This is a genomic window from Pseudodesulfovibrio sp. lm2024, from assembly GCF_051175575.1.
Classification (GTDB): Bacteria; Desulfobacterota; Desulfovibrionia; order Desulfovibrionales; family Desulfovibrionaceae; genus Pseudodesulfovibrio; species Pseudodesulfovibrio caledoniensis.
In genome coordinates this window covers 1,264,925-1,281,860 of record NZ_CP195092.1, presented here as the reverse complement: position 1 = coordinate 1,281,860, position 16,936 = coordinate 1,264,925, and the positions used below count along the sequence as shown (strand labels likewise).

Below are 16,936 nucleotides of genomic sequence, written 5' to 3'. Positions count from 1 at the left end.
CCTAGTCATCGTGTTCCTCCCCGAGGTAGGCCTTGATGACCTCCGGATTCGCCGCGATCTCCTCGGGCGTGCCGTCCGCGATCATGCGCCCGTAGTCCAGGACGTAGATGCGGTCGGACATGGACATGACCATCTTCATGTCGTGCTCGATGAGCATGATCGAGATGCCGTATTTTTCGCGGATGCCGATGATCAGATCCTCCAGGTCGCGGGTCTCCTGCGGGTTCATGCCCGCGGCGGGCTCGTCCAGCAGCAGGAGGAACGGGTCCGTGGCCAGGGCGCGGGCGATCTCAAGCCTGCGCTGCTTGCCGTAGGGCATGTTTGTGGCCAGTTCGTTGACGAACTCCGCCAGGCCGACCAGCTCCAGCAGGTCGTAGGCCTTCTGGATAACCGCCCGCTCTTCGCGGCGGGTGGCCCTGTTGCGGGAGATGGCCCCCCAGATGGAGGACTTGGTCCGGCAGTGGGTGCCGATCATGACGTTCTCGAGCGCGGTCATGGACGGGAACAGGCGGATATTCTGGAAGGTCCGGGCCATGCCCAGCTCGGTCACGATGTTGGGCTTCTTGCCGTTGATGCGCCGGGTCTTGCCCTTTGCCCCGGGATCGATGATCACGTCGCCCGAGGTGGGGGTGTAGATGCCGGTGATGCAGTTGAAGAAGGTGGTCTTGCCCGCTCCGTTGGGACCGATGAGGGCGACGATCTCCTTGTCGTTGACCACCAGATCGACCTCGTCCAGGGCGCGGATGCCGCCGAAGTCCTTGCTCACGGCGTTGACGTTCAGGACAGGATTACTCATTGGCGGCCTCCGCCTCTGCGACCTTGTATTCGTAGACCTTGCGCTTGGCGCTGATCAGCCCCTGGGGCCTGAAGACCATGACCAGGACCATGATGGACCCGAACAGGAGCATCCGGAACTGGGCGAACTCGCGCAGGTACTCGGGCACCAGGATGAGGATGACGGCACCGGCGATGACGCCCCGGATGGAGCCCATGCCGCCGATGACCACGATGGACAGGATGATGGCCGATTCCCAGAAGGTGAACGAGGCCGGGTTGATGAAAGTCGTCTTGGCCGCGAAGACCACCCCGGCCATGCCGGCCCAGGTGGCGCCCAGGGCAAAGGCCATGAGCTTGGTCTTCATCTTGTCGATGCCCATGGCCTGGCAGGCGATCTCGTCCTCGCGCAGCGCCAGCCAGGCGCGCCCGATGCGGGAGTTCTGCAGCCGGTTGACGCAGAAGATGGTCAGGACCAGCAGGGCGACCATGATATAGTACATGTAGTGGGTGGAGCCGATGACGCCCATGTCCAGTCCGAAGAATCCGGGACGCTCGATGGAGGAGATGCCCGAGGGGCCCATGGTCACGTCGCCCCAGTTCTCGAGCACCAGCCGAATGATCTCGCCGAAGCCCAGGGTGACGATGGCCAGATAGTCGCCGCGAAGCCGCAGGACCGGGAAACCGAGGAGGATGCCGAGCATGGCCCCGAGCACCGCGCCCACGGGCAGCATGTACCAGAAGCCGATTCCCCAATGCATGTTGCACAGCGCGTAGGCGTACGCGCCCACCGCGTAGAAGGCCACGAACCCCAGGTCGAGCAGACCGGCCAGACCGACCACGATGTTCAGCCCCAGCCCGAGCACGATGTACAGCAGGCAGGATATCATGATGTTGGTCTGGTAGAGATTGAAGAGCTGGAAGCCGCCGTTGAAGAGGTTGACCTTCAGGGGCGCGATGGCGGCCACCACGCCGATGACGGCCAGCAGCGTGTACTTGATGGCCGGCTTGGTCTGGAACACGGTGAACAGGGACTCGAGCCTGTTCTCGCTGCTCCTCTCGTCCTTCTTGAGCTCCTTACGCGCCAGCAGCCAGCGCCAGACAAAGGAGCCGAAGAAGATGGCCAGGGCCACGTACCCGATGCGGTTCCAGTGCCAGACCACCGTGTTCTCGATGGTGTTCACCCGGATGACCATGATCGGGAAGGTCAGGAAGACGAACCACAGGGCCACCAGCAGCGACTTCCGGACCGCATGGGCGTAGCTGTCGCACCCGGCGGTCAGGAAGAACCTGATGAAGCTCTGGTTCATGGTATTGCTTTCGTTACTCACGATATATTCCTTCGCGGTCGGCGGCCGTGGTGGCCGCGATGATCCCTGTTAGACCTTCTGGGTCTTTTCCTTGCCCATGATGCCCGACGGCCTGAAGATCAGGATGAGGACGAGCAGCAGGAAGGCGAAAACGTCCTCGTAGTCCGAGGAGACGTACCCGGTGGCGAACGCCTCGGTCAGGCCGAGGACCAGGCCGCCGAGCATGGCCCCGGGCAGGGAGCCGATGCCGCCGAGCACCGCGGCGGTGAACGCCTTGATGCCCGCGATGAAGCCTATGTAGTAGTTGATCTGGCCGATGTGCGAGGCGATGAGCACGCCGCCCACCGCCGCCAGGCTGGAGCCGATGACGAAGGTGGCGGAGATGACCATGTCCACGTTGATGCCCACCAGCATGGCCATCTTGCGGTTCTGGGCGGTGGCGCGCATGGCCTTGCCCAGCTTGGTGAACTTGATGAACAGCGTCAGCCCCACGCAGGAGGCGACGGTGGCCAGGATGATGACCAGCTCGGCCGAGCTCATGATCGTGCCCATCTTTTCCATGAAGCCGAAATGCGGGATGAGTTCGGGAAAGGGCAGGAAGTCCGAGGTCTGGGCGAGCATGACGTAGTTCTGCAGGAAGATCGACATGCCGATGGCGGAAATGAGCGGGGACAGTCTGGGGGCGTTGCGCAGCGGCTTGTAGGCCATCTTCTCGATGGTGAAGCCGTACGACGCGGCCCAGATGACCGCGCACACGATGGCGATGACCAGGATGGCGGGCCCCGGAAAGCCCAACATGGTCAGCAGCCCGGCCACGATGAGCCCGGTGAAGGCGCCGATCATGTATATCTCGCCGTGGGCGAAGTTGATCAGCTCGATGATGCCGTAGACCATGGTGTAGCCCAGGGCGATCAGAGCGTAGATGCTGCCTCGGGTGAGCCCACCCATGAACAGCTCAAGGAAATATTCCATTGTCGTGATTCCTGTTCATTAAATAAATCCAGGGGACGGGCTTTGGCCCGTCCCCTGGTCTAATCCGTTTGGAAACCTATATCTACTTGATTTCCACGTACTTGCCGTCTTTCACCTGGTAGACGGCGAAGCCGACGCCCTCGGCGTCGCCCTTGGCGTCGAACTTGATCTTGCCGACCGGAGTATCGACGTAGGAGGTGTGCAGGGCATCGATCATCTTGTCGTAATCGGTGCCGCCGGCGACCTTGACCGCGTTCAGCAGGGCCAGGGCCGCGGAGTAGGCCTCGGGGAAGAACGGGCCGGGATCGGTGCCGAACTTGGCCTTATGCGCGGCAACGGCCTCCTGGTACAGGGGGTTGCTGGAGAAGTCCATGGGGCCGGTGGCGTAGACGCCCTCGGCGTACTTGCCGGCGACCTTGATGAAGGTGTCGTCCTTCACGCCGTCGTCGGACATGAACGGAATCTCCATGCCCTTCTTGCGCATGCCGGTGACGATCTTGGAGGCCTCCGGATGGTAGCCGCCGAAGATGACGCCCTCTGCGCCGGAGCTCTTGATCTTCTGGACGACGGCGGAGTAGTCCACGGCGCCCGGGGTCACGCCCTCGAACAGGACCTGCTCGATCTCGGGATCGGCGTCGATGAACTGCTGGCAGAAAGAGGCGAAGCCCTTGCCGTAGTCACCCTTGTCGTGGATGATGGCGACCTTCTTCAGGCCCAGGGACTTGGCAAAGGCGACTTCCAGGGCGGCCTGGGCGTCGTCCGGAGCGATGGTCCGGAAAAAGTTCGGGTACTCGCCGGACTGGGTCAGCGGCGGGTTGGTGGCGGACGGGGACATGACCACGATCTTGCCGGACAGGTAGATGGGCAGCGCGGCCTTGGTGGCGCCGGAGCAGATGTGGCCCAGCACGATCTTCACGCCGTCGGAGAGCAGCTTGGTGGCGACGTTGGTGGCCAGCTCGGGCTTGCACTGGTCGTCCTGGGGCATGACCTCGACCATGGCGCCGTTCACGCCGCCGGCGGCGTTCAGCTTGTCGGCCACCAGCTTGGCGGCGTTGACGGTGGGCAGGCCGTAGGAGGCCAGGTCGCCGGAATGAGCGCCGGCAACGCCGAGGACGAGCTTCTTGGCCGGAGCGGCGACCTCGCCGGTCTCCACGTCAGCCTTCTTGTCGTTCGCTTCATCCTTTTTCGCTTCGCCGCCGCAGGCAGCCAGCATGGCCGCCATGACGAGACACAGAGCTATCAGACTCAGTTTGACTCTCATGCTACCTCTCCTCGAAATGTATAAGGGTTCGTTACCACTCAATGTGTTAAACAAGCAGACCGCCGAAAATACCGTCTCCGGCGGGTAAAGCCACGGAATGTGACATTGTAGTTATTTTCAGTTTCTTGTCAATCATATCCGGGCCTGTGTCACAGAACACAACTTATTTGAATGATTGACGATCCTATTTCAACAACTCCTGGCGGGCCAGCTTGAGCATTTCCGCATCTTGTTTTTCCAGAGCCAGGACCTTTTCGAAGTATGTTTGGGCGATATCCGGCTTTTTGAAATAATGCTTGTAAATGACGCCCAAATTGAAAAGCGCGAGGGTGTCTTTCGGATCGATCTGGAGGATGGCCTCGTAGGTCTCGCTCGCTTTGGCGTATTCTTGCTTGTTGAAATAGGCGATGCCCACGGCCTTGAGCACCGTGGTGTCTTCCGGCTTGAGGCTGCGGGCCTTTTCCAGGGGCTCCAGGGCGCGGTCCCAGGCGCGCATCATCAAAAACGAGTTGCCCAGGCCGACCAGGGCCTCCACGTCCTCGGGGTTCTGCTTGACCCGCTCCAGGTACTCCTTGACCCGCGACATGGCTCCGCTCATGGCCCCGTCCATGGCGGGCGCGCCGGGGCCGCCCTGCCCCTCGCCCGCGTCGACGAAGTTGCGCGCGGGCTGGGACTTCACGAACAGGTTGGGATTTTTCATCCGGTAGACGAAGCTGGTCGCGAACATGGCGGCCAGGGCCAGAAACACGGCCAGGATGACGGCCTTGCGGCCGAACAGGACGCGGTTATCCGTCATGGTCGTCCCCCAGCAGTTCCAGTTGGCGGATGCGCTTTTCCAGACCGGCGGAGCGCGACGCCAGGAAGGCGAGATACCCGGCCACGCCGAGCCAGATGGCCACGTTGGCGATGAAGATATAGACGGTTGCGGACATGATGTATCCTCGCGTTTTGCTTACGTTGTTATTCCTCGTCCCAGACGAGCATGGCCTCGAGCCGGGCCTTCTGGCCGAGCTGGCGGATGCGGGTCAGGAGCATGGCTCCCCAGAGCAGCCCGAAGGCGAAGAGCCCGGCGAAGACCGTGTGCCACATGCGCGCCTCCATGCCCGAGCCCTGACGGGCCAGACCGTCGGGATGGGCGCTGCCCCAGAGCTTGGCCGCGAAGAAGACGAGCGGCACGTCCAGGAAGGCGACGATGCCGAGCACGGCGCAGACCAGCGCCTTGCGGTCGCGTCCCATGGGGGTGTTCCTCAGGACCAGGTACCCGGCGTAGACGTACCACATGATCAGCGCGGTGGTCAGCTTCGGGTCCCACAGCCACCAGTGGCCCCACTCGGCCCGGGCCCAGGTGGACCCGGAGATCAGGGTCATGGTCGCGAAGAGCACGCCCAGCTCCCCTGCCCCGGCAGCCACCCGGTCGTACCGGTCGTTGCGCGTGAACAGGTAGAGGATGGAGGCCGCGAAGACCACGAAAAAGGAGACCAGCGCCCACCAGGAGCACGGCAGGTGCATGTAGAAGATCTTCTGCACGGGCCCGGACTGGGCAATGGGCGCGTAGAACCAGATCATGACCTGGTGGGCCACCAGCCCGATGCCCGCCAGTATGGCCAGGATGGAAACTTTCATAACTACTCTTCCCCACTGTAGACGAACGGGAACAGGAACAGCCCGGCCCCGCCGAACAGGCAGTCAAAGGCGAAAATCAGGCCGAGCCACTGGCCGTAGCCCATGGTGTGCTCGGGCGAGAAACAAAGGCCGAACAGGGTGATGCCGGACAGAAGCACGGGCAGCAGCAGCGGGAACACGATGACCGAGAGCAGCGACTCGCGGGCCGCCTGGCCCTGGGAGAGCGCCCCGAGCAATGCGCCGATGATGACCAGCCCCACGTCCGCGCCCAGCAGCGTGACCCAGAGCAGCCACCAGGGACCGTGGACCGACTGGCCCAGAAAGGCCGCCGTGGCCGGCAGGAACACCAGTTGCGAGACGAACAGCAGACAGAATCCGGCCAGCCCCTTGCCCAGCCAGACCGCGTGCACGGGCGCGGGCGAGGACAGGATGCCGATGCGTGCGCCGTTCATCTCCTCTATGGAAAACAGGTCGTTGAAGACCAGGACCAGGCCGAAGGCCGAGGCCAGCCAGAAGATGGCTCCGGCCGCCTGGGGCGAGATGGACCCGCCCAGCGGCTTGGACAGCGAAAACAAAAAGATCAGCAGCAGGCCGAGCAGGACCGCCTGGACCAGCCCCTGTCCCCCGGACAGGGAGAGCTTAAGGTCCTTCTTCGCGATGACCAGGGTGCGCTTCAGCATGCGCCCTCCGGGGTGAAGCCCGAGGCCGGGCCGAAATATTCCACCCTGCGCCCGCCCAGGGCCAGGACCTTGTCGGCCAGGGCCGCGTCCTCGTTCACGTGGTGGCTGATCCAGACGATGGCCGTGCCCCGGTCGCGCAGCCCCGCGATCTCGCCGCGCAGCCGTTTCAGCGAGGCCGGGTCCAGGCCGGTGCCGGGTTCGTCGAGAAAGATGAGTCTGGGGTCGGCCTGGTAGACACGCGCTAGATTCAGGCGCTGGGCCATGCCGCGCGAGAACGCCCCGGCCTTTTCCTCGGCCGCCCGCTCCTGCCCCACCCGCTTGAGCAGGGCCATGAGTTCGTCTCCGGTCGGCGACAGGCCGTACATGGACGCCCAGAAGCGCAGGTTCTCCAGGGCGGTCAGCCCGGGATAGATGAAGGTGGCGTGACCGAGATAGGCCGTCTCCTCGGGTTCGAGCCCGCGCAGGACCTCGCCCGCCGACGGCCTGCTCAGACCGGCCATGATGCGCATGAGCGTGGACTTGCCCGCGCCGTTGGGACCGGCCACCAGCAATATCTCGCCGGGGAGGACCTCGCAGGAGATCTCCTTGAAGACGAGCTTGTTGCCGAAGAACTTGGCCGCCCGCTTCACGGTCAGCAGCGGTTTGTCCGGGCCCGCCATCTACCCGACCTCGCCGGGCCTGGGCATGCGCCGCAGCAGCAGGAAGGCGAGCAGGCACATGATCGTGCCGCCGATCCAGATCCAGTTGACCAGCGGGTTGATGCTGATCTTGAAGCTCGCCTTGTTGTCCTCGGTCAGGCCGAGCAGCGTGGCGTAGAGCTCGTCGCCGAAGCTCGGGATGGTGCCCACCTCGGCGAACTGCTGGTTGGGGAAGTTCTTGTACATGCGTTTGTCGGGCCGGAGCACGCCCACGTCCCGGCCGTCCTTGGTGACCGCCAGGGTGGCCGTGGCCCGGACCTCGATGTCGCCCACGTTGCGGTCCTCGTGCAGCCCCGTATAGGTCACGGTGAACTCGCCGATGGCCACGGATTTTCCCTGGGCCAGAACCACCTCGCGCTCGGTCTTGTACGGCCCGGAAAAGGCCACGCCGAGGGCCAGGAGCACCAGGCCGAGGTGCACGCCGTAGGCCCCCCAGGACTGGCGCTGGGCGCGCAGGGCCGGGTACAGGGCGAAGAGCAGGACGATGCCGACCAGGGCGGCCACGGACGCGGCGGCGGTCAGGGCGGCCAGCACGTTGGTCATGCCCGACAGGTAGAACGCCGCAAAGGCCGCGACCAGCACGGCGCTGACCGCGATGAACCCTTTCTTGTTGCGGATGCCGCCCTTCCAGCCCAGCCAGGGGCAGAAGCAGAAGAGGAGCACCAGCAGGGCCATGAACGGCAGGCAGACCCGGTTGTAGAAGTGGGCGTCAAGGCCCATGGACGAGGTGGTCCACAACCGGCTGATGACCGGCCACATGGTCCCCAGGGTGACCACCAGGCCCAGCGCCAGGAGGAACCAGGCCGTGATGACCAGCAGCCCCTGGCGGCTCAGGAAATCGGACAGGGTGCGGTGGGTCGGCCGCTCGGACAGGAAGGTGACCATCAGGGTCACGACCAGGGTCGCGACCATGGACCAGAACAGGGGCTGGGCCACGCCGGACGCGCCGAAGGTGTGCAGGGAGTCGATCACCCCGGACCGGGTCAGGTAGGTGGAGAAGATGCACAGGACGAAGGTCAGGGCCATCAAAAAGACGTTGGTCCGCTGCAGGGCGTTGCGCCGGGATTCGATGATGGACGTGTGCAGCACGGCCGTGCCCGCGAACCAGGGGATCAGGGAGGCGTTCTCCACCGGGTCCCAGGCCCAGTAGCCGCCCCAGCCGAGTTCCATGTAGGACCACCAGCCGCCCAGGACGATGCCCGAGGTCAGGAAGACCCAGGACAGGACGTTCCAGTTGCGGACCACCTTGATCCACGATTTCTTCTCGCCGGCAATGGACGAGGCCAGGGCCGCGCAGGCCGGGATGGTGTACAGGGCGAAGCCCATGAACAGGAGCGGCGGATGGAAGATCATGCCCGGGTTGCGCAGCAGCGGATTCAGGCCGCGCCCGTCGGCCGGGGCCGGGATGATCTCGATGAACGGATTGGACCAGCCCGTGAGCAGGAGCAGGAAGAAGCCCTGCACGGTCAGGAAGAACATCCAGAAGAAAAGCTTGGTGTCCGAGCCGAGGGACTTGTAGCCGGGCGTGGCCACGAAGATCATGCCCGAGACGGCGATGATCAGCTCCCAGCACAGCAGCGATCCTTCGCGGCCGCCCCACAGGGCGGTCAGGGTGTAGACGAAGGACAGGGCGTTGTCCACGTTGTTGTAGACGTAGCGGAAGGAGTAGTCCCGGGAGGTCAGGGCGACCAGCAGGATGAGCGTGGAAAAGATGACGCCGCAGGCGGCGATGAACTGGCCGCGTTCCACCACGGTCAGGGTCTCCTCCTTCCTGGTCCAGGCGGAGAAACCGGCGAAACCGGCGAGAAAGAGGAAGGCGAGCAGGGAAAAGAGTAAACCGACGTATCCGGTCAGATGCATACAGACTCCTTACAACAAATTCGACATGCGGGGAAAGGGGGCGTCGCCCCCTGGCCCGCACTCGTGTCCGGCGGGTTCAACGGCGATAGAGGGGAAAGGACCGGGGCGCAATGATGTGAAAGAAAATTCACTAACCGGCCTGCCCCTGCCGCGCGTCCATCTGCTTGCTCTTCTCCTCGTACTTGGAGGGGCACTTGGTCACCAGGGTCCTGGCCAGGAAGACCTGCCCGTCCGGGGAGAACTTCCCTTCCACGATGACCTCGACGTCCGCTTTGAAGGTGTCGGGCAGCGCGCCCTTGTATTCCACCCGCAGGGTCTTGTCGTGCTCCATCTTGTCCACCAGGTCGAAGTCGGCCCCGAGCTTGCCGTCGGCGATGGCCAGCCCGGTGGGCGAGACCTTGCCGAACAGCCGGGCGTTGCCGATCTCGGCGCGATCCTGGGCTAGGGCCTCGGTCACGTTCAGGAAGTAAACCGAATCCTGGGTCAGGCCGGAAAAGATGAGGTAGGAAAGGCCGCCCAGGAAGAGCACCAGGGCGACGGCGTACACGGTTTTGTTGGACTTCTTGGCCATATGGTTCCTTGCGCAGAGCGCTATTCTTTTTTGTCCCCGCCGGTGGAGCCGTTGCGGGCGCGGGTCAGCTCGTCCCGCTGGGTGCGGGCGAGTTCCCGCATATCCACCACCTGGTCGGTCTCGTCAACTATTTCACTGCCCAAAATTTCCTCGAGCACATCCTCCAGGGTGACCACACCGGCCACCCCGCCGTACTCGTCCAGGACCACGGCCAGGTGCATGCGGCTTCCCAGAAACTGCACCAGCAGCTTGTCCAGGGTGACGGACTCCAGGACGAAGCGCACCGGGCGCATGATGTCCGACAGCTTGAGCTCGTCCCGGTCGTCGGCCAGGGCCTCGAGCACCAGCCGCCGATAGACCACGCCCACGATGTCCTCGGTATCCTCCTCGTACACCGGGATGCGGCTGTGCGGCCAGTTGGGGTGCTCCTCCCTGGCCTGGGCCACGGTCATGTCCGCGGGCAGCGAGAAGACCACGGTCCTCGGAGTCATGATCTGCTCCGCCGTCTTGGAGTCCAGGGAGAGGATGTTCCGGATGGAGGTCTCCTCGTACTGCTTGATCACCCCGGAACGGCGCGTCAGGCTGACGATGGCCCGGATGTCGTCCTCGGTGTGGTCCGGCTTGGACTCCCTGTGGCTCACGGCCTTGGACAGCACGCCCATGATGGCGATGACCGGCTTGAACAGCCAGACCATGCCCTTGAGCGGCCGGGACAGGGGCGGCGCGATCACGTCCGAATAGAGCACTCCCAGGGTCTTGGGCATGATCTCCGTGAAAATGAGAATAATTACTGTAAAGGCGACTGTAAAGAGCCAGAGCGTGTCTTCGCCGTAGAGCTTGGCCCAGGCCCAGCCCGCCACGGCGGCCCCGGCGGTGTGCGCGCAGGTGTTCAGGGTCAGGATGGCGGTGATGGGCTCGTCGATCTTCGAGCGCAACTTATGGAGCAGAACCGCGGACTTGCGGCCGCTGTCCTTGAGCTTCTGGATGTCGGCCCAGCTCATGGAATAGAGCGCCGCTTCGGCCACGGAGCAGAATGCGGACACAAAGACGGCCACGCCGACAGCGAGTATGAGTTCAACCATGGGTTCTTTTCACTTCCTGGAAACGAGAGGAACGAACACGATGCATTACCGATGGATGTAGCAGATGCCACGGACCTGCGCAACACGCAACAGGCTTGACTTCCAAGGCGATTGAGGCGAACAGGACGGGCATGAATCCGAGCGCAGCCGAGCACCCCGCCGTGGTCTTCCGCCTGGGGCACATGGGCGACGTGGCCCTGGCCACCGGCGTCCTGTCCCACTGGCATGAGCGGACCGGACAGACCTTCGTCTTCGCGACCAGGGAGGCCAACCTGCCCCTGCTCGCCAACCACCCCGCCGTGGCCGGGACCATCGGCCTGACCAAAGCGGACCTGACCGACGCGGGCTGGCTGCGCAGGACCGGCGAGCTGGCCAGGCAATACGCCGGGAGCATGCTCGTGGACCTGCACGGCACCCTGCGCTCGCGCATCCTGGCCCTGCGCTGGAAGGGACCGGTCCGCCGCTACCCCAAGTTCGGCCTGGCCCGCCGCCTGTTCGAGCGCACCCGCTCCGACCGCTTCCGCGAAAAACTCGAGGCCCTGAACGTGCCCCAGCGATACGCCCTGGCCCTGGACCAGCACACCCCGAGCCGCGAGGCCGTGCTGCCGCGCATCTACCTGGCCGAAGCCGAGACCCGGGCCGCCGAACGGCACCTCTCGCCGATCTCCTGCCAGGGACCACGCGTGGCCCTGCACCCCTACGCCACCCACCCGTCCAAGCAGTGGCCCGCCGAAAACTGGATCCGGCTGGCCGCCCTGCTCGACGCGAAAGGCATAAACTGGTTCGTGGTGGGAAGAAACGAGACGCCGCTCACCAGCGGCCACGAGCGCGACCTGACCAACAAGACCGATCTGCGCGCCACCTGCGCGCTCCTTGAGCGAGCCGACCTGCTGGTCACCGGGGATTCGGGCCCCATGCACCTGGCCTGCGCGGTGGGCACCCCGGTGGTCGCCTTGTTCGGGCCCACGGCCCGCGCCTGGGGATTCTATCCGGCGGGTAACAAGGATGTGGTCCTGGAACGGGACCTGCCCTGCCGCCCCTGCTCCCTGCACGGGGCCAGAAAGTGCGCGCGCGGCTTCGAGTGCATGACCGAGACCAGGCCCGAAACGGTCCTGGACGCTGTCCTGGCCTCCCTGGCCTGATCGATCCGGCCCCGGGTCACACCCTCTTCCGTTCGCCCCAGTGGCGTTCGATCTCTTCGGCGCGTTCATCGAGCAGGTCGCGGACCCCGTCCGGGACCAGTAGGCTCAGGTTGCGGCGGTCCAGCCAGCGGCGGCGGATGTGCCCGCCCTTGATGTCCAGGCGGGGGGTGTCCAGCAGCCGGATGGAGGTGCCTCCGGGCAGCCGCCACGCGCCGTCGGCCTCCGATGCCGCCTCGGGCCAGTGTTCGGCCACGAACCCGGCCACGTCGTCGGCCGCCTCCCAGCGGTTGACCACCACCAGGGAGGACAGGGCCGGAATCTCCAGCCCGCGCCGCCAGTTGTGCAATTCCAGGAAAGTGGAAGCGCCCAGGATGAAATAGAGTTCGTTCTCCGGCGTCTCGGTGCGGTAGCAGGTCAGGGTGTCGCAGGTGAACGACGGGCCGGGCCGCTCGGCCTCCAGGGGGTTGGCCCCCAGGCCGGAGATGTCGGCTATGGCCCTGTGGACCAGCTCCATGCGCAGGTCGAAGGGCAGGACGTCCTTGCCCCGCTTGTGCGGCGGCTCGCTCGCCGGGACCAGCTCCACCCGGTCCAGGCCGAGCTGTTCGAGGACCTCCACGGCCATGCGCACGTGGCCGGTGTGCACCGGATTGAAACTGCCGCCCAAAATACCTATCTTCATTGCCGATCTCCTATGGTCCGGGATAATAGCCTCCCAGGGCCACGCCCGCAACCCGTGAAAAACAGCCCATTTTCGCAGCGCCAATAAAAAGGGCCGTCCTCAAGGACGGCCCGTTCAATTCATTTAAGTAGGTTCAAGGAAGGCTATTCCCGGATCTGCCCTTCGCCCAGCAGGACGAATTTGGCGCTGGTCAGCTCCTTGATGCCCATGGGGCCGTAGGCGTGGAGCTTGGAGGTGGAGATGCCGATCTCCGCGCCCAGGCCGAGTTGCGCGCCGTCGTTGAACCGGGTGGTGGAGTTGGCCACCACCAGGGAGGCGTCCACCTCGCGCACGAAGCGCATGCAGTTCTCGTAGTCCTCGGACAGGATAGCCTCGGTGTGGTTGGAGCCGTGGGCCGCGATGTAGTCCATGGCCTCGTCCATGTCCGCGACCACCTTGACCGCCAGGATCAGGTCCAGGAACTCGTAGCCCCAGTCCTCATCCGTTGCGGGCTCGGCGTACGCGCCGAGCAGGGGCAGGGACTCGGGGCAGGCCTTGAACTTCACGCCCTTGGGCCCGATGGCCTCGGCCACCCGGGGCAGCAGCTTTCCCGCCACGTCGCGGTGGACCAGCAGGCACTCCACCGCGTTGCAGCCGCTGGGGTACTGCGTCTTGGCGTTCTCGATGATCGGCACGGCCTTGTCGATGTCGCAGGAGGCATCGGCGAAAATCTGGCACACACCCTTGTAGTGCTTGAGCACCGGCATGGTCGCCTGGCTGGTCACGGCCCGGATGAGCCCCTCGCCGCCACGCGGGATGACCACGTCGATATACTCCTCGAGCTTGAGCATCTCGGCCACGGCCTCGCGGTCCGTGGTCGGGGGCACCTGGACCGCGTCGCTGGGCAATCCGGCCTTTTCCAGGGCCTTGTGCATCAGCCCGGCCAGGCATTTGTTGGAATGGAAGGCCTCGGACCCGCCGCGCAGGATGACCGCGTTGCCCGCCTTGAGGCAGAGGATGCCCGCGTCCACCGTGGCGTTGGGCCGGGATTCGTAGATCATGGCCACCACGCCGAGCGGCACGCGCATGCGGCCCACGAGCATCCCGTTGGGGCGCTTGGTCATGGACTCGATCTCGCCCACGGGGTCGGCCATGGCCGCCACCTCGCGGCACCCCTGGATCATGGAATTCAGGACCTTGTCGCTGATGGTCAGCCGCTGCACGCGGGCCTTGTCCAGGCCGTTTCCGGCGGCCGCGTCCAGGTCGAGCCCGTTGGCCTCCCGGATGGCCGGGGCCTCGGCCTCCAGCAGTTCGGCAAGGAACAGCAGGGCGTCCTGCTTGGCCTTGCCCGAGGCCGCCGAAAGCTTGCGTGACGCCGCCTTGGCGCGCTTGCCCATGTCCACCATCTGTTCGCGTAAATCCATGAACATTCTCCTTGAAATTATCGACGCCGGAACCGAACGAAATTCTGCCCAGGCGAGCCAATTTGCTAACCTCCTCCGGGGGATAAAGTCAATTCCCGTCTTCGCCGACCGAATACACTTTGGATTGACGGACGCCGATCGATTTACATTTTTTGTTATTTGCTCCGGCAACGGCTTGATTACAGTCGCTGTTTTTGGCTATTTTGCGTCTTCCCGCCAAAATAGCCTTTGACCTTTTTTACAATTTTGCTTATCAAGCCCTCTGCGTTGCCGGGCCTCGCTTCCCGGCCCGTTTACCACAAAAATCACCCTCATGGAGGCATGAAAATCCCATGGCTGCAACCAATCCCGTTCAACCCGACGTGCTGACCGACATCGAGGCCCGCACGCCCGAATCCATGCACCCGATCCTCGAAGCCGCGTTCACCTACCGCAAGCAGCTGATCATCGCGGTCTGCGTCATCCTGGCCGCCACCGTGGCCTACACGGGCTACCAGGCCTACAGCGCCCGGGCCGAAGCCGGCGCCCAGGCCGCCCTTGGCGAGATCATGGTCTCCTCCACCGGGGCAGACCGTCTGGCCAAGCTCGACGCCATGCTTAAGGACGTCACGGATTCCGTCCGGCCCGCGGTCACCCTGGAGGCCGCCCAGACCGCCACGGAGCTGGGGGACTACGCCAAGGCCCAGGGCTACTGGGAAGGCCTGGTCGGCCTGACCGAGGGCGAGATGCAGTTCGTTGCCCGCCTGGGCCGCGCCAAGGCCATGGTCCTGGCCGGACACGGGGCCGACGCCCTCAAGGAGATGAAGGAACTGGCCGGACTGGCCTCCGCCGCCTACACCATTCCGGTATACCGCCAGCTCGCGCAGGCAGCCGAGGCCGCGGGCGACAAGGCCGAAGCCCTGGCCGCCTACAAGAAGCTGGACGGCGAGAACGTCGGCGACAAGCCTTTCATCGAGTACAAGATCTCCCAGTTGGAAAGCAAATAATCGAATCATCTAGTTAAAGAGGCCGGACGCAACCGCGCCCGGCCGCAGGAGAGGCAAAATGGCAAATCCGCTCTTGGGTGACACCCCCGGCGACACCCATCTGCTCCTCGGCAACGAGGCCATCGTGCGCGGCGCCGTGGAAGCGGGCATCCAGGTGGTGACCTGTTATCCCGGCACCCCATCAAGCGAAGTGCCGGACACGTTCTACCGCATTTCGCCCGACGGCAAATATTACTTCGAATACTCGGTCAACGAGAAGGTCGCCCTGGAAGTGGCCGGAGGCGCGACCCTGGCCGGCGCCATGACCATGTGCACCATGAAGCACGTGGGCGTGAACGTGGCCGCCGACCCGCTGATGACCCTGTGCTACGTGGGCGCGCCCGGCGGACTGATGCTCCTGTCCGCCGACGATCCCGGCTGTCATTCCAGCCAGAACGAGCAGGACAACCGCATCTACGCCCGCCTGGGCGGCATGCCGGTGCTCGAGCCCGCCTCGGCCCAGGAGGCCAAGGACATGGCCCGCGACGGCCTGCTTCTCTCCAAGAAGCACGGCGCGCCCCTGCTGCTGCGCACCACCACCCGCGTCAACCACCTGCGCGGCCCGGTCGAGTTCGGCCCGGCCCCGGCCCCCGGCAAGCCCGAAGGGTTCAAGCGCAACCCACCGCACTGCGTGCCCATCCCGGCCTTTTCCCGGCCCATGCACGTCCGCCTGATGGAACGCATGGAGGCCCTGCGCGAGGAGGCCGAGAACTCCCCGTACAACAAGGTCACCGGCAGCGGCAAATACGGCATCGTCTGTTCCGGCATCGCCCGCGCCTACGTGGCCGACGCCCTGGACAACGCGGGACTGGCCGACAAGGTTTCGGTCCTGGAGCTCGGCTTCTCCAACCCCCTGCCCGAGAACATGTGCCTGGACTTCATCAAGTCCGTGGACACGGTCCTGGTGGTCGAGGAGCTGGAGCCGGTCCTGGAGAACGACCTGCGCGTCCTGGCCCAGAAGAACGGGCTTTCCATCGAGATCAAGGGCAAGGACGTCCTGCCGCGCAACGGCGAGTTCGACGTGACCCTGGTCGAGAACGCCATCCGCGAGGGGCTGGGCGAAGCCCCGGTGCCCACCTGCGAATGTTCCCTGCCCGAGCTGCCCGGCCGTCCGCCGAACCTGTGCGCCGGGTGCCCGCATCGCGGCACCTACTACGCGGCCCGCAAGGTCTTCGGCGACGACGTGGTCTACTCCTCGGACATCGGCTGCTACACGCTCGGCCTGCTGCCCCCGCTGCAGACCGCCGACTTCCTGCTGTGCATGGGGTCCTCCATCTCGGCGGGCGGCGGCGTGGCCAAGGCGTCCGGCCAGAAAGTGGTCGCCTTCATCGGCGACTCCACCTTCTTCCACTCCGGCCTGACCGGCGTGGCCAACGCCGTCTTCAACGCCCATGACGTGCTCATCGTCATCCTGGACAACCGGACCACGGCCATGACCGGCCACCAGCCCAACCCGGGCGTGGACAAGACGGTCATCGGCGACAACGACCACCCGCTGGACATCGAAGCCGCCGTGCGCGGCCTGGGCGTCACCGAGGTGCGCACGGTCAACCCGTTCAACCAGAAGAAGACCATGGCCGCCCTGGAAGAGCTCGGCGAGATGGGCGGCGTGCGCGTGCTCATCGCCAAGGAGCCCTGCCCGCTGTACACCCGCCGGGTCTACAAGAAGGTCGCCCCGCAGGTGGCCTACGTGGCCGAGTCCTGCACCGGCCGGTTCGACTGCCTGGACAAGCTGGCCTGCCCGGCCATGTACAAGGAAGGCGGCAAGGCCGCGGTCAATCCGATCCTGTGCAACGGCTGCATGCTCTGCCTGCAGGTCTGCGGGCACATCAAAGCCAAGAAGAGAGGCAGCTAAC

At 64.8% G+C, this 16,936-nt stretch carries 17 protein-coding genes; 3 read left to right on the top strand and 14 right to left on the bottom strand.

Annotated features, from left to right (window positions below; genetic code table 11):
• Position 1 precedes the first annotated feature (1 nt).
• From ACR42D_RS05765 to ACR42D_RS05710, 12 genes are all read right to left on the bottom strand, one after another.
• Positions 2 to 796: an ABC transporter ATP-binding protein gene (locus tag ACR42D_RS05765; protein WP_484565907.1), complete on the bottom strand. Its 795-nt coding sequence runs from the start codon at positions 794 to 796 to the stop codon at positions 2 to 4.
• The gene (locus ACR42D_RS05760) at positions 789 to 2,084 is read right to left on the bottom strand and encodes an ABC transporter permease subunit (protein WP_484568442.1); all 1,296 of its coding nucleotides are present in this window, start codon (positions 2,082 to 2,084) and stop codon (positions 789 to 791) included. Before ACR42D_RS05760 ends, ACR42D_RS05765 begins: the two co-directional genes overlap by 8 nt.
• Positions 2,085 to 2,153: 69 nt before the next feature.
• Positions 2,154 to 3,056 (bottom strand): branched-chain amino acid ABC transporter permease, encoded by a 903-nt coding sequence (locus ACR42D_RS05755; protein WP_484565906.1) that lies wholly within the window; start codon positions 3,054 to 3,056, stop codon positions 2,154 to 2,156.
• Between the two features lie 82 nt (positions 3,057 to 3,138).
• A complete protein-coding gene (locus ACR42D_RS05750) occupies positions 3,139 to 4,317 on the bottom strand; it encodes a branched-chain amino acid ABC transporter substrate-binding protein (RefSeq protein WP_484565905.1) in 1,179 nt (392 codons plus the stop codon).
• 184 nt (positions 4,318 to 4,501) lie between these two features.
• The gene (locus tag ACR42D_RS05745) at positions 4,502 to 5,113 is read right to left on the bottom strand and encodes a tetratricopeptide repeat protein (RefSeq protein WP_484565904.1); all 612 of its coding nucleotides are present in this window, start codon (positions 5,111 to 5,113) and stop codon (positions 4,502 to 4,504) included.
• Positions 5,103 to 5,249, bottom strand: coding sequence for a CcmD family protein (locus ACR42D_RS05740; protein WP_484565903.1), 147 nt, complete (start codon positions 5,247 to 5,249; stop codon positions 5,103 to 5,105). The genes ACR42D_RS05745 and ACR42D_RS05740 overlap by 11 nt, the downstream gene beginning before the upstream one ends.
• Before the next feature lie 28 nt (positions 5,250 to 5,277).
• Positions 5,278 to 5,940 carry a cytochrome c biogenesis protein gene (locus ACR42D_RS05735; protein ID WP_484565902.1) on the bottom strand — a complete coding sequence of 221 codons (663 nt, stop codon included), beginning with the start codon at positions 5,938 to 5,940 and terminating at the stop codon, positions 5,278 to 5,280.
• Positions 5,941 to 5,942: 2 nt separating this feature from the next.
• Positions 5,943 to 6,620 (bottom strand): heme exporter protein CcmB, encoded by a 678-nt coding sequence (locus ACR42D_RS05730; RefSeq protein ID WP_484565901.1) that lies wholly within the window; start codon positions 6,618 to 6,620, stop codon positions 5,943 to 5,945.
• On the bottom strand, positions 6,614 to 7,279 hold the full coding sequence (locus ACR42D_RS05725; protein WP_484565900.1) for an ABC transporter ATP-binding protein: 666 nt from the start codon (positions 7,277 to 7,279) through the stop codon (positions 6,614 to 6,616). The genes ACR42D_RS05730 and ACR42D_RS05725 overlap by 7 nt, the downstream gene beginning before the upstream one ends.
• Positions 7,280 to 9,178 carry a heme lyase CcmF/NrfE family subunit gene (locus tag ACR42D_RS05720; protein ID WP_484565899.1) on the bottom strand — a complete coding sequence of 633 codons (1,899 nt, stop codon included), beginning with the start codon at positions 9,176 to 9,178 and terminating at the stop codon, positions 7,280 to 7,282.
• Between the two features lie 130 nt (positions 9,179 to 9,308).
• Positions 9,309 to 9,749, bottom strand: a complete 441-nt coding sequence (locus tag ACR42D_RS05715; protein ID WP_484565898.1) for a cytochrome c maturation protein CcmE — start codon at positions 9,747 to 9,749, stop codon at positions 9,309 to 9,311.
• Between the two features lie 20 nt (positions 9,750 to 9,769).
• Positions 9,770 to 10,831 carry a hemolysin family protein gene (locus tag ACR42D_RS05710; protein ID WP_484565897.1) on the bottom strand — a complete coding sequence of 354 codons (1,062 nt, stop codon included), beginning with the start codon at positions 10,829 to 10,831 and terminating at the stop codon, positions 9,770 to 9,772.
• Positions 10,832 to 10,962: 131 nt separating this feature from the next.
• On the opposite strand from ACR42D_RS05710, the gene ACR42D_RS05705 reads away from it, so the two are divergent.
• Positions 10,963 to 11,973: a glycosyltransferase family 9 protein gene (locus ACR42D_RS05705; RefSeq protein WP_484565896.1), complete on the top strand. Its 1,011-nt coding sequence runs from the start codon at positions 10,963 to 10,965 to the stop codon at positions 11,971 to 11,973.
• A gap of 16 nt (positions 11,974 to 11,989) precedes the next feature.
• Here ACR42D_RS05705 and nadD read toward each other — a convergent pair whose 3' ends face one another.
• Positions 11,990 to 12,652 carry a nicotinate (nicotinamide) nucleotide adenylyltransferase gene (gene nadD / locus ACR42D_RS05700; RefSeq protein WP_484565895.1) on the bottom strand — a complete coding sequence of 221 codons (663 nt, stop codon included), beginning with the start codon at positions 12,650 to 12,652 and terminating at the stop codon, positions 11,990 to 11,992.
• 143 nt (positions 12,653 to 12,795) lie between these two features.
• The gene (locus tag ACR42D_RS05695) at positions 12,796 to 14,055 is read right to left on the bottom strand and encodes a glutamate-5-semialdehyde dehydrogenase (RefSeq protein ID WP_484565894.1); all 1,260 of its coding nucleotides are present in this window, start codon (positions 14,053 to 14,055) and stop codon (positions 12,796 to 12,798) included.
• 332 nt (positions 14,056 to 14,387) lie between these two features.
• On the opposite strand from ACR42D_RS05695, the gene ACR42D_RS05690 reads away from it, so the two are divergent.
• Both ACR42D_RS05690 and iorA read left to right on the top strand, forming a co-directional pair.
• Positions 14,388 to 15,041 (top strand): tetratricopeptide repeat protein, encoded by a 654-nt coding sequence (locus ACR42D_RS05690; protein ID WP_484565893.1) that lies wholly within the window; start codon positions 14,388 to 14,390, stop codon positions 15,039 to 15,041.
• Positions 15,042 to 15,099: 58 nt separating this feature from the next.
• Positions 15,100 to 16,935, top strand: coding sequence for an indolepyruvate ferredoxin oxidoreductase subunit alpha (gene iorA / locus ACR42D_RS05685; RefSeq protein WP_484565892.1), 1,836 nt, complete (start codon positions 15,100 to 15,102; stop codon positions 16,933 to 16,935).
• The last annotated feature ends 1 nt before the right edge of the window (position 16,936 follow it).